Raw genomic sequence first — 13,147 nt, 5'->3', positions numbered from 1 at the left:
ACCGCCGTGCGCGCCATCGGCCACCGCACCGTGTCGCACATCACGCGCGCCGTCGTGCGCCCCGTCGCATCCCGTGTCCGCCGCATCACGATGGGCCTCCGCACGGATCTCCCGGCGGACGTCGGCCGGATCGCACAGGCCCGGCGCCGCCCGTTGCGCCCCCATATGGCCCAAGCTGTCAGATGTGAGCACCTTCGCCCTCGTCGCCGTTCGCGTCGGCACCGTCGATGACGCCGTCCCACCGCGCCCGCTTCATGTCGAGGCGCGGCAGATGGCCTTCCGCGCCGCGCGGGGCCTCGCGCAGCGGGGTGTTCTCCTCGCGGTAGTGGTCCAGTGCGCGCAGTTCGTGTCCGGGCAGCAGCGCCCCGTCGGCCCGCACCACGCGCCACCACGGCACCGCCGCCCCGTACAGCGCCATGACCCGTCCGACCTGGCGTGGACCGCCGTCGCCCAGCCACTCGGCGATGTCTCCATACGTCAGGACACGACCGGGCGGGATCAGGTCGGCGACATCGAGCACCCGCTCCGCGTACTCCGGGATCGCGTCGGCCGCCGGGGGACCGCCCGCCCCCTCGCCACGCGCTCCTCCGGCACCCGCTCCATCGCCACGTGCTCCCCCGGCGCCGGTTTTCTCCATGCCCGTTCCCTCGGCACCCGTCCGGTATTGGCTCATCCGAGCCATCCTGCCGTAGACCACCGACAGCCCGCCCCGAGCGACGTGCGTCCGCTCACACGGCGTGCGTGCGCGGGCAAAGCAGCGTATGTTGCGCTTCGCGCGTCCGCGCGGTGCGCCCTGATGCCCTTCTCCGTCGCCGGGCCGTGCCACCATCGTGCGGGCGGTGACCGGTGATACGAGAACACGAAGAACACTCAGAGGCCATGAAGGAGCAGGGCGTGCAGCCACCGCAGGCGGCGGACGCCCCTGACGCCGAACCGCACCCGGAAGCGTCGGACGGGCCCGCCGGGCCGACCGGGCACATCGAGCCGAGCGAACACGTGGAGCCGGCCCGGCGTCCCCGGGTGTCCCGTCGCACCCGCGCGGCCGGGGACACCGAACCGGCCCGCTCCACCAGGCCGGGTCGGAGCACCGGGGAGAGCAGGGAGAGCGGGCCGACCGGAAGCGCCGGTTCCACCGGGCACCTGGCGGGTTCGACACTCTCGACCGCCGTGGCGGAGCAGGCCGAGCGCGTCTCGGGCGACGAACCGCTGCTCCCCGCCCGGGTGCACCGCCCCTCCGACCTCATGCGGCTGCTCAGCGGCATGCTGGCGATCACCCTCCTGTTCGCCATCGCCGCGTTCGCCCACGGCACCACCGCCGGGCTCGAACAGGACATCACCAAGGGCACCGGCCAGGCGCCCGATGTCCTGATCAAGCTCGCCGGGCTCGTCTCCAGCATCGCCGTCCTGCTCGTTCCGGTCGTCTTCGCCATCGAGCGGCTGATCAAACGCGACGGGCTGCGGATCGCGGACGGGGTGCTCGCCGCCGTACTGGCGCACGGCGTCACGCTCGCCGCCGACCTCTGGGTGGCCGAGTCCGCCCCCGGCACCATCAAGGACGCCCTGACCCAGCCGCAGCCCGGGGACGCGCTCACCGATCCCGTGCACGGCTATCTCGCTCCGGTGATCGCCTATATGACGGCGGTCGGGATGGCGAGACGGCCGCGCTGGCGCGTCGTGCTGTGGGTGGTGCTGCTGCTCGACGCGTTCGCCATGCTGGTGGGCGGCTACACCACCCCGTTCTCGATCATTCTCACCGTGCTGATCGGCTGGGCCGTGGCGTACGGCACGCTGTACGCGGTCGGCTCGCCCAACGTACGGCCGACCGGTCAGCACCTGATGGCCGGTCTGCGCCGGGTCGGCTTCCGCCCCGTCACCGCGATGCGCGCCGAGGACACCCCCGACTCCGGCGACCAGAACGACCGGGGACGCCGCTATGTGGTCACCCTGGAGGACGGCCCGCCGCTCGATGTGACGGTCGTCGACCGCGAGCAGCAGGCCCAGGGGTTCTACTACCGCGTGTGGCGCAGACTCACCCTGCGCGGCATCACCCAGCACCGTTCGATCCAGTCGCTGCGTCAGGCACTGGAGCAGGAGGCGCTGCTCGCGTACGCGGCGATCGCCGCCGGGGCCAACGCTCCCCGGCTGATCGCCACCTCCGAGCTGGGCCCCGACGCCGTGATGCTGGTGTACGAGCACATCGGCGGCCGCTCCCTGGACGCCCTGGAGGACTCGGAGATCACCGACGAGCTGCTGCGCGGCGCCTGGCGGCAGGTGAGAGCGCTCCAGTCGCGGCGTATCGCGCACCGCAGGCTCACGGGCGACGCCATCCTGGTGGATCGTTCCGGCACGGTGTTCGTCACCGATCTGCGCGGCGGCGAGATCGCGGCCGGTGATCTGGTCCTGCGGATGGACATCGCCCAGCTGCTGACCACCCTGGGGCTGCGGGTGGGTGCCGAACGGGCCGTCGCCGGTGCGCTGGAGGTGCTGGGGCCGGACGCGGTGGCGGACTGCTTGCCGCTGCTCCAGCCGCTCGCACTGAGCCGCTCCACCCGGGCCACGCTGCGGCGGCTCGCCCGGGAGCGCGCGCAGCGCGAGCGCGAGGCGGTGCTGGAGGCGTCGGACGCGGCCAGGCACGCCAGGTCCTTGGAACAGGGCGCGCGCGAGGAGCAGACCGCCGGTGCGGCCTCCGGCCACGAGACCGCTCGCGCGGACGCCCGAACCGCCGTCGGGGCCGTCGACGAGACGGCCGAACCCGGGACCGGCCTCACCGCCGCCCAGAAGGCGGACGCCAGGGCCGGGCGCAAGGCCGAGCGCAAGTCGCTGCGCGTGCAGAAGCAGGCCGAGAAGCGGGCCGTGGACGAGGCGCTGGAGGGCGCGCGCGAAGAGGATCTGCTCTCCCAGATGCGCCAGCAGGTGCTGCTCATCCGGCCGCAGGCGCCGGTCGAGCCGGTCCGGCTGGAACGCATCAAGCCGCGCACCCTCTTCAGCTGCATCGCGGCCGCGATCGCCGCGTACTTCCTGATCTCGCAGGTAACCCAGGCCGACTTCGGAGCGGTGGTCGAGCAGGCGGAATGGGGCTGGGTGGCCGCGGCGGTCGGCTTCTCGGCGCTGAGCTACGTCGCGGCGGCGATGGCCCTGCTGGGCTTCGTTCCGGAGCGGGTGCCGTTCGCGAGGACCGTGCTGGCCCAGGTCGCCGGGTCCTTCGTGAAGCTCGTCGCCCCGGCCGCCGTCGGCGGTGTGGCGTTGAACACGCGGTTCCTGCAACGGGCCGGGGTGCGCCCCGGGCTCGCGGTGGCGAGTGTCGGCGCCTCGCAGCTGTTCGGTCTCGGCTGCCACATCCTGCTGCTCGCCGCCTTCGGCTATCTGACAGGTACGGAGAAGACGCCGTCGTCGCTCACGCCATCCAGGACCGTGATCGCCGGTCTGCTGACGGTCGCCGTGCTGGTGCTGGTGGTGACAGCGGTTCCGTTCCTGCGGAAGTTCGTCGTGACCCGGCTGCGGTCGCTGTTCGCCGGGGTCGTCCCGCGCATGCTCGACGTGGTGCAGCGGCCGCAGAAGCTGCTGACCGGCATCGGCGGGATGCTCCTGCTGACCGGTACGTTCGTGATGTGCCTGGACGCGTCGATCCGGGCGTTCAGCGGTCCGAACGTGCCGACGCTCAGCTACGCGAGCATCGCGGTGGTCTTCCTGGCCGGCAACGCGCTGGGGTCGGCCGCCCCCACCCCCGGCGGCATGGGCGCGGTCGAGGGCGCGCTGACCCTGGGGCTGATCGCGGTCGGTCTGCCGAAGGAGGTCGCGGCACCCGCGGTGCTGCTGTACCGGTTGCTGACGCTGTGGCTGCCGGTGCTTCCCGGCTGGCTCTGCTTCAACCACCTGACCCGCAAAGAGGCGCTCTGACGGGTGGCCGGAGCCGTCCGGTCTCCGGCCACCCCTGGGCTCCGGCGCACTGACGGACCACGGTCCCGCGCTCCTCCGGCTCTCGCTACCGGGCTCCCAGGCTCACGGCCCTGCACCCCCGGCCCCGGCCCCGGACTCCAGCCTCACGGCCCTGCACCCCCGGCCCCGGTCCCCGGTCCCCGGCGGCATCCGGCCCCGGGCCCACGGCGGTTCCCCGGGCCCCGCTCTCCGGTGGTCGCCCCCGGGAAGAGTCCCGCCACCCGCTTGGACCGGTGTCCCGTGCACGGGTGGCGTCCGCACCGCACGATGGGCGGCATGAGGACCTCCCCCGCCCTGCGTGCCGCCGCTCTCGCCGCCACCGCCACCGTGTTCCTGCCCCTCGCCCTCACCGCCTGCTCGACCGGCGGCGACGGCAGTGGCCCGGGCGAACCCGGGAACGGCACCCCGCTCGCGGCGAACGCCGCCGAGGCGAGCAGCAGCCCCGGCGGACTCGCGTCCCAGAAGCTGACGTGGAAGCCCTGCCGCGCACCGTCCACGGCGCAGGGCGGCGGAAGGGCCCCGAACCCGCTGCCCGACGGCACCCGCTGGGAGTGCACCTCCATGAAGGTACCGCTCGACTACGCGAAGCCGGGTGCCGAGACGATCGACCTGGCGCTCATCCGGGCCAGGACCAAGGCCAAGGCCCCGGGCCGGCGCATCGGCTCGCTCATCTTCAACTTCGGCGGACCCGGCGCCTCGGGCGTCGCCACCCTGCCCGCCTTCGGCACCACCTACGAAAAGCTCCGCGCCCGCTACGACCTGGTCAGCTTCGATCCCCGCGGGGTCGGCCGGAGTGCCGGGGTGACGTGCGAGACCGACCAGCAGCTCGACGCACGCAACGCGATCGACGGCACCCCGGACACCACCGCCGAGGTGAACGCGCTCGTCAAGCACACCAAGTCGTTCGCTGCAGCCTGCCAGAAGCACTCGGGCAGGGAACTCCCTTACCTCGGCACCACCGACGCCGCCCGCGACATGGACCTGCTGCGCCAGGTCCTCGGTGACAAGAAGCTGCATTACTTCGGCATCTCGTACGGCACCGAACTGGGCGGTGTCTACGCCCACCTGTTCCCCGAGAACGTCGGCCGGGCGGTGCTGGACGCCGTCGTCAACCCGACCCTGGACCCGGAGCAGGCCTCGCTCGGCCAGGCCAAGGGGTTCCAGCTCGCGCTGGACAACTTCACCAAGGACTGCGCCGCCCGCGGGGACGCCTGCAAGCTGCCCGGTTCCAACGCGAAGGAGATCGAGCGGGGGATCGGCGATCTGCTCGACCGGCTGGACAAGAAGCCCGTCCAGGGCCTCGGCTCCCGGCAGCTGACGCAGACCCTGGCCACCACCGGCATCGCGGCGGCCCTCTACTCCAAGGCCACCTGGCCCCTGCTGGAACAGGGCGTGGACGAGGCGGACGGCGGGAACGGCGGGTTGCTCCTCGCCCTGGCCGACTCGCTGAACGGCCGTTCCCAGGACGGGCGTTACGACAACTCGATGTCCGCCAACACCGCCATCAGCTGCGCCGACTCCAAGCAGCGGTTCACCACGGACCAGATCAAGGCGAAGCTCCCGGCCTTCCGAGCCGCGTCGCCCGTCTTCGGCGACTACCTGGGCTGGGGCCTGTTGAACTGCACCGGCTGGCCGGTGGCGGGCGCCTGGAAGACCCCGGACGTCAGCGCCCCGGGTGCGCCGCCGATCCTCGTCATCGGCAACACCGGTGACCCGGCCACCCCGTACGCGGGGGCGAGGGCGATGGCCGACGCTCTGGGCAAGGGCGTCGGCGTGCGGATGACGTACGAGGGCCAGGGCCACGGCGCGTACAACAGCAACAACACCTGTGTGCAGAAGGCCGTCGGCGACTACCTGATGGACGGCAAGGTCCCGCAGGACGGCACGACCTGTTCATGACGCGACAGCCGGATACGGGACACGACGGCCGGATACGGGGTGGGCGCCGGGTACGCGGAAGGGGCCGATCCGCGACATGCGGACGGCCCCTCCGGGGTGTTCGTGCTCCGTGCTCAGTACACCGGCTTCTCGGGCTCGATCTGGTTGACCCAGCCGATCACGCCGCCGCCCACGTGCACCGCGTCGGAGAAGCCCGCCGATTTGAGGACCGCGAGGACCTCGGCGCTGCGGACACCCGTCTTGCAGTGCAGGACGATGCGCTTGTCCTGCGGGAGGTCCTGGAGGGCGTTGCCCATCAGGAACTCGTTCTTCGGGATCAGCCGGGCGCCCGGGATCGAGACGATCTCGAACTCGTTGGGCTCACGGACGTCGATGATGTCGATCTTCTCGTCCGTGTCGATCCACTCCTTGAGCTGCCGGGGAGTGATCGTGGAACCGGCCGCCGCCTCCTGGGCCTCCTCGGACACGACGCCGCAGAACGCCTCGTAGTCGATGAGCTCGGTGACGGTGGGGTTCTTGCCGCAGACCGCGCAGTCGGGGTCCTTGCGGACCTTGACCTGGCGGTACTGCATCTCCAGGGCGTCGTAGATCATCAGTCGGCCGAGCAGCGGGTCGCCGATACCGGCGATCAGCTTGATGGCCTCCGTGACCTGGATGGAGCCGACCGAGGCGCAGAGCACCCCGAGCACACCGCCCTCGGCGCAGGAGGGGACCATGCCCGGCGGGGGCGGCTCCGGGTAGAGGCAGCGGTAGCACGGGCCGTGCTCGGACCAGAAGATGGACGCCTGGCCGTCGAACCGGTAGATCGAGCCCCAGATGTACGGCTTGTTCAGCAGCACCGCCGCGTCGTTGACCAGATAGCGGGTGGCGAAGTTGTCCGTGCCGTCCACGATCAGGTCGTACTGCGCGAAGATCTCCAGCACGTTGTCGGCCTCGAGCCGCCCCTCGTGCAGGACCACGTTCACATACGGGTTGATGCCGAGGACCGAGTCCCTGGCGGACTCGGCCTTGGGGCGACCGATGTCGGACTGACTGTGGATGATCTGGCGCTGCAGGTTCGACTCGTCGACCTCGTCGAACTCCACGATGCCGAGCGTGCCGACACCGGCGGCGGCCATGTACATCAGAGCCGGGGAACCGAGACCGCCGGCGCCGACACACAGCACCTTCGCGTTCTTCAGCCGCTTCTGTCCGTCCATCCCGACATCCGGGATGATCAGATGGCGGGAGTACCTGCGGACCTCGTCGACGGTGAGCTCAGCAGCTGGCTCGACCAGGGGTGGCAGCGACACAGGAACCTCAACAATGCAGGTGGTCGGTTTCTACGTACTTCAATTGCGTACGGTTGTTCTTTTCGTAACACTGCCACGCCCGTTCTCATTCCGAGTCGCCCGGTCCGATCCGCGAGACGATTTCGTCCCAGTAACTGGGCAGCGTCGCATATGGATCGTTTTGTCCGTGTTGGCTGTCTCGGTCCGTGAAAAAGATGGTGCCCGCTCCCTGCCAGCGCGCGATGCGCATGGCCTCGTCGAGGTGGGTGCGCGGGACGCCGTGGACGAAGTGCGCGAACCGCTCCGGCGGATAGTCGGCGGTCCACTCCGCCACCTGGGACCAGCGGTAGTCCGCCCACGGCCCGGAGAAGGTCACCAACTGGTCGGCGGCCTCGGCATACCCGGGGTGCGGATGCGTGCCCACCCCCAGCACCAGCGGCCCGGCACCGCCGCCGTGCCGGGCGGGGCCGGTCCCGGCCCCGCCGTGCCCCGTCGCGTCCCCGTGCCCGCCGTGCGTGCCGTGTTCGAGGAGCGTGGCGAGGGTGCTGGTGAGGCGGCGGACGGCCGGGAGGTCGCCCCGTTCGGAAGGGCACCGGCCGAGGTAGAAGCCGTCGACGCGATACCAACCGAGGAAGGACTGTGCGTCGGCCATCAGGTCGCCGAAGGGGCGGCTGCCGAAGGCCAGGTCGAGATGGCCGAGCAGCCGGCCGCCCGCCGCCCGTACGGAGTCGTGCGGCGCGTCGCCGTGCAGCGCCCGCTCCCGCGCGTTGCGCAGGCGGCCCGCGGCCTCCAGACAGTGCGGGTCGGGGCGGGCACCCGGTCCGCCGTCGATGTTGAGGACCGCCCAGTGCAGCGGGGTGCCGGGGCGGGTGAGTTCGGCCCATTCGGTCGGGGCGAGCAGCGGATGCGCATACCCGGGGACACCGAAGCCGAGCTGAGCGGCACCACCGGTCCGGCGTGTGGTGTCGGGCGAGGTCAGATACGGCACGCCGCCTCCATCCAGATGTCGGCGAGGGACTCCTCCAGATTGATCCGGGGCCGCCAGCCGAGCCGGTCCCTGGCGGTGCGGACATCGGCCTGCTGCCAGGCGCCGCAGCCGTCCGGATAGGGGGACGGGGTCGCCGAGAGGTGCTCGATGAGCGATTCGTTCGAGGTGCGCGGGGCACCGATGGGCAGCCGGGGCGGGGGCGCGTCGAGTTCGTGGAGTGCGCCCGCGTATCCGGCGACCCGGGCGAGGACGGCGGCGGCGTCCCGGAGGCGCACGGCACGGCCGGTACCGATGTTGACGACCCCCTGCGCGGCGGAGAGCGACGCGGCGTGCACGGCGCGCGCGACGTCGCGCACGTCGACGAAGTCGCGCTGCACACCGAGGCCGCTGAGCTTCAGCTCGCCGTCACCGGACTGCATAGCCCGGCGCATCGCCTCGGCGAGCCGGCCGAGCGGGGAACCGGCCGGGGTGCCGGGGCCGACCGGGGAGAAGACCCGCAGCACGACCGCGTCGAGGCCGGAGCCGAGGACGAGTTCGGTGGCGCCGAGCTTGCTGACGCCGTACGGACCGCCGGGGCGTGGGAGAGCGTCCTCCCCGGTCGACGAGCCCGGCTGCGAGGGCCCGTACTCCGAGGCGCAGCCGAGCTGGACGAGCCGGGCCGAGCAGCTGCTGCGCCGCATCGCCTCGCAGACGGTGGCGACGGCGACGGTGTTGTGCCGGATCAGGTCGCGGGCTCCCCCGCGGGTGGCCCCGGCACAGTTGACGACGACACCGGGGTGGACGGCGTCCAGGAAGCGGGTCAGCGCGCCGGGACTGCCGGTGGCGAGGTCGAACCGCACGTCGGCGTCGTCGCCGCGGCCGAGCGCCGTGAGGTGGACGGCGGGGTCGGCGAGCAGGCGGTCGGCGACGAACCGGCCGAGGAATCCGTTGGCTCCGAGCAACAGCACCCTCATCGTGCACCCCCTTGGTGCCGACGGCCGGCTGCCGGTGCAGGGGATTGGGGGGTCATCTCCGGTTACTCCTTCAGGAAGTGGAACGGGTGGGCCGCAGGACCCGCGGCGTCGGCTCCGCGGGGCATGCGCGTGATGCGGTGATTCGTAGGTGGGGGGTGGGTCGGTGACCCGGCGCCGCGGGAGCGGGCCGGGAGCTTCGGTTACGCGGTGAGCCGGGCCGCGCCGCCGGGGCGAGCGGCGGTGCGGGCGGCGCCGTCCGGCCGGTCCGCGGCTCGCGCGGCAGGGGCGGCACCACTCGGCCGGTCCGCTGTGTGGGCGGAGGCACGGGGAAGGGCGACGGCGGCCGTGATCAGCAGGGCGAGCGCGGACACCCCACAGGCGAGGGCGGGTACGGCTCCGGTGCCGGCCGTGGCGACCAGGACATCGACGGGGCGGGCGAGGACGTGCAGACCGGGCAGCCGTCCGGCCATGACCAGGGCGGGCGCCAGCGCCTCGACGACGCAGGCGGCGGCCAGGGCGGCGGTGGCCGGTCCGGGAAGACCGTGGACGGCCAGCAGCCGGGCCAGCAGGAGCAGCACCCCGAGCGCGGCCGCTCCGGCGAACGCGCCGTCGCCGAGCCCGAGGTACGCGAGACGCAGCACGACGGCGAGCACGCAGAGGTGGAGCGCGACGACCCCGAACAGCAGCGGGCGCACGCCCGCCGCGAACTGCTTCCGGGTGCGGCTGCCGACGAGCGCGCGGTGCGCGCGTACGGAGAAGAGGTGCGCACACCAGGCGGCGGGGGCGACGCAGAGGGCCAGCCCCGCCAGAGGTGCGGGGGTGAGTGTCCAGGGCCCCTCGGGGCCGCCGCTGAGCACCTGGTGGAGCAGGTCCTCGCCGTACAGGACGTAGCCGAGCAGCCAGCACGCGTACGCACGGGCGGCGACCGTGGAACCGCCCGCCACGCGCAAGGGGCCACCCCGCAGGGCGAGAGCGAGGCCGAGGGTCGCGAGGAGCGTTCCGGCGAAGGCGATCGCGAGCCGTGCCCGGCCGTCGAGTGTCCCCTCGGTCGCCCTCAGCACGCCGAGGGTGGCGAGGCAGACGGCGCCCGGCACAAGCGCGGGGAGCGACCGGGCCGCGCCCGGCACGAGCGCGGGGAACGACCGGGCGGCGCGCGTCACATTGTCTCGCTCCGGCGCGCAGTGCGCGGTCACGGGCTCCTCCGTCACCGCGGGCACCCGGGCGAAGAGTTCCTCGGCGAGCGAGAAGACGTCCCGGTGCCGGTAGTGGGCGGCGACGCGGTCGGTCATGCCGTGGGCTTCGAGCCCCGCGGCGATCTCCAGCGGGTCCACGGCCCGCTGGCACAGCGCGCGATGGCGGTGCATCAGCGACTTCACGGGGTCGGCCGGGCCACGGCGCGCGCCGGCGCGCGTGCGCGTCGGGAGGGCGTGGGCGATCTCCGGGGCGCGCGAGGCGTCGGGCCCGGCGCCGGCGGTGTGCCGACCCCTCGCCCGCGACGTGGTGGCGGCTCGTAAGGGGGCGGCACCGTCCCGCGTGGAACCGGGCGCGGACGGTCCGAGCACAGAGCCGGACACGGGCTCGACCGCGGATCCGAGCACGGAACCGGAACCGGGCACGGGCGCGGGCACAGAACCGGCCACGGGCACGGGCGCCGACGCAGGCCCGGCCACGGGCCCGAAGACCGGTGCCGACGAGCGCGGTTCCCGGCCACCGTCGGCGGACGGGTTCGTGGATCCGGGGGCGGACGCGCTGACGGATCCGGCGGCGGACCCCGTGGCGGATGTGACGGGTGCGTCGGACACCTCGATCGGGTCGATCGGGCGGCTCATCGCCTCTCCTCCGTGATCGTCGCGCACTGCGTCGTCCCCCACCGGCCCGCCCCGGTCCCACCGGTCCATTGCTCGTTCACGCATCGCCGTCACCCGCCCCCCGTGCTCCCACGCAGACGGTCCGGGGCCCGTGGGCCCAGCTGGGTGTACGGTCGGCGGGCTCGGCGTGGACGACGCCCGGGGCCGTCCACGGGCCCGGAACATGCGCCTCGGGCGGGGTGGCGAACGGGCGCGGTCCGCCGTCGGCGGCCACCGCCTCGTCCTCCCTGAGCACCGGAACGCGGGAGATCAGCTCCAGATAGATGCCCCGAAACGCCGCGAGACTCTGTTCGACGGTGAAGAGTTCGAGCGCTCGGGCACGCGCCGCCGCACCAAGCCGTGCGCGGCGCGCGGGGTCGCGCAGCAGCGCGAGGCAGGCGTCGGCGAGCGCCTTGGGGTTACGCGGGGGCACGACCAGCCCCGTACCGCCGATGACCTCGACCACCGCGCCCACGTCCGTCGACACCGTGGCCCGACCGCAGAGCATCGCCTCGACGAGGGTGTCGGGGAAGTGCTCGGCGGTGCTGGACAGGACGACGACCCCGCCCGCCGCGTAGCCGTCCACGAGGTCCGGCACCTCGGCCCCGCCGAGCTCGTCGAAGGAGACCGGGTTGTCCCCCGGGGTGTGCGCATCCTCGGCTTCGTCGGGGAACAGCTGGGCGGCCAGCGCCCGACAGTGCGCGAGGTGGTCGGCGCCCGGCGCTCCCCCATCGGCACCCGGCGCTTCCCGGCCGGCCCCCGTCTCCGGTGCTCGCCCCGGCTCGGCGATGATCCGCAGCCGGGCGGCCGGCATGGCCTTCCGCACCTCCGCGAAGGCATGCAGCAGCGTGATCAGGTCCTTGGCGGGCCCGACCCGACCGATCCAGACGAGCGTGTCGTCGGGTCCGCTGTCCCCTCTCTCCCCGAGCGCCGTGAACCGGGCGGAGTCCAGACCGGGGTGGACGGTACGCAGCTTCTCGCGGTCGGCGCCGCACCGCTCCTGCCAGCGGCGGGCATGGGCGTCGCCGTGGGTGATGAGCGCGGCCTGCCGGTACACCTCGGTGGCCAGCCGTCGGTGGAAGCCCGCGAGCACGGCGCGCACCGGCGCGCTCAGGGGCGTGCCGGCCGTGGCGAGGTAGTACGCCCGCAGCCGCACTCCCTGCTCTCCGTGTTCGGTGACCAGCAGTGGTACCCCGAAGAAGCGCTTGGCCAGCAGCCCGGGAAGTGCCGTGGCACCGCCGGACGCGGCGTGGCAGAGGTCGACCGCACCGAGGCCCCGGTCGTCGTACCAGCCGAGCGAGAGGGGGCGGAGCACCTCCTCGATCTCGCGGGCGAGGTCGAGGAGGCCGACGACCGTGACGGTCCGGGCGAGGCTCCCGCCGCCCGGGGCGCGGCAGGCGGCTTCGAGCACGCGCAGGGCCGTCTCGGAGCGGAGGGCCGCGGGCAGGCCACCGTGTTCGCGGGCCAGCTCCGCGAGTCCGTACAGCCCTTCGGCGAATCCGTCGTCACCGGCACCGGGGGCGGCGCGCCCGCCGTCGCGCCGTCCACTGCCACCGGCGTACTCACGTGCGCACTCATGGGCATCCGCGCCGCCGAACGCGCCCCTGGCGCCCCCCTCCACGCCCCACACGCCCGGCGCGTCCGGCACTCCGCCCGGCGCCCCCGCCCCGGCGCGCGCGGCTCGCACCTCGCCCGCCAGTGCACGCGCCGCGCAGATCGAGGTGGCGAGCGCCGTGAAGTGCGCCGTGAAGCACTGCTGTTCCCGCCTCCCGTACGCGTGTCCGCGCCGCCCCGCCGTCAGCCGGGAGAGCAGCGTGCCGGGGGTGCGGCTGCCCAGCAGGTCCTCGTCGGCCGTCCAGAGCGGGGCCGTCCACACACGGCGGACATGCGCCGGGAGCGGGACCGGGCCCCGCTCCTCCTGGTCGGCCGAGCGGCCGAGCACGAAGAGATCGAACTCATGCGGGGCGAGGCCACGCACCAGGCGGTCGCCCCAGAGTCCGGATCCACCGGCCGCGCATGGACGACCGGCATCGGTGAGGAATCCGATCCGCACGAGCGCACCCCCGATCTCCCTTGTGGACGGCCTCCGTCGGCGCGTCGACTGACAGCGGCACGACCGTAAGGGGATGCGCCGGTGGTGGGGGGGGCCGGGGGGGGGGGCGCCCCCCCCCGGGGGGGGCCCCCCCCACACGCCCCCCCCCCCCCCCGCGGGGGTGGGCCTCCACAACACAAACACACACACAGCAGCAGCGG

The 13,147-nt window shown here is 73.4% G+C and carries 8 protein-coding genes; 2 read left to right on the top strand and 6 right to left on the bottom strand.

Annotated features, from left to right (window positions below):
• Nucleotides 1–178 precede the first annotated feature (178 nt).
• On the bottom strand, nucleotides 179–673 hold the full coding sequence (locus tag ACIHCL_RS21980) for an MGMT family protein (RefSeq protein ID WP_399864117.1): 495 nt from the start codon (nucleotides 671–673) through the stop codon (nucleotides 179–181).
• Nucleotides 674–879: 206 nt separating this feature from the next.
• On the opposite strand from ACIHCL_RS21980, the gene ACIHCL_RS21975 reads away from it, so the two are divergent.
• Both ACIHCL_RS21975 and ACIHCL_RS21970 read left to right on the top strand, forming a co-directional pair.
• On the top strand, nucleotides 880–3,897 hold the full coding sequence (locus ACIHCL_RS21975; protein ID WP_399864115.1) for a lysylphosphatidylglycerol synthase domain-containing protein: 3,018 nt from the start codon (nucleotides 880–882) through the stop codon (nucleotides 3,895–3,897).
• A gap of 315 nt (nucleotides 3,898–4,212) precedes the next feature.
• Complete coding sequence (locus ACIHCL_RS21970) at nucleotides 4,213–5,835, top strand: alpha/beta hydrolase (protein ID WP_399864114.1); 1,623 nt, start codon at nucleotides 4,213–4,215, stop codon at nucleotides 5,833–5,835.
• Nucleotides 5,836–5,948: 113 nt separating this feature from the next.
• Here ACIHCL_RS21970 and moeZ read toward each other — a convergent pair whose 3' ends face one another.
• The 5 genes from moeZ to ACIHCL_RS21945 all read right to left on the bottom strand — a co-directional run bounded on the left by moeZ (nucleotide 5,949) and on the right by ACIHCL_RS21945 (nucleotide 12,941).
• Nucleotides 5,949–7,127, bottom strand: a complete 1,179-nt coding sequence (gene moeZ, locus ACIHCL_RS21965) for an adenylyltransferase/sulfurtransferase MoeZ (RefSeq protein ID WP_399864112.1) — start codon at nucleotides 7,125–7,127, stop codon at nucleotides 5,949–5,951.
• 85 nt (nucleotides 7,128–7,212) lie between these two features.
• Entirely contained in the window at nucleotides 7,213–8,094 is an 882-nt protein-coding gene (locus ACIHCL_RS21960) for a spherulation-specific family 4 protein (RefSeq protein WP_399864111.1), read from the bottom strand.
• Entirely contained in the window at nucleotides 8,082–9,047 is a 966-nt protein-coding gene (locus tag ACIHCL_RS21955) for an NAD-dependent epimerase/dehydratase family protein (protein WP_399864109.1), read from the bottom strand. The genes ACIHCL_RS21960 and ACIHCL_RS21955 overlap by 13 nt, the downstream gene beginning before the upstream one ends.
• 200 nt (nucleotides 9,048–9,247) lie before the next feature.
• Nucleotides 9,248–10,876, bottom strand: a complete 1,629-nt coding sequence (locus tag ACIHCL_RS21950) for a hypothetical protein (protein ID WP_399864108.1) — start codon at nucleotides 10,874–10,876, stop codon at nucleotides 9,248–9,250.
• 76 nt (nucleotides 10,877–10,952) lie between these two features.
• Nucleotides 10,953–12,941: a glycosyltransferase gene (locus ACIHCL_RS21945; protein ID WP_399864208.1), complete on the bottom strand. Its 1,989-nt coding sequence runs from the start codon at nucleotides 12,939–12,941 to the stop codon at nucleotides 10,953–10,955.
• Between the last annotated feature and the right edge of the window lie 206 nt (nucleotides 12,942–13,147).

Source organism: Streptomyces sp. NPDC052042 (assembly GCF_044548345.1).
Lineage (GTDB): Bacteria > Actinomycetota > Actinomycetes > Streptomycetales > Streptomycetaceae > Streptomyces.
The sequence above is the reverse complement of the archived record's forward strand: the minus strand, read 5'-3'. Positions and strand labels throughout refer to the sequence as shown.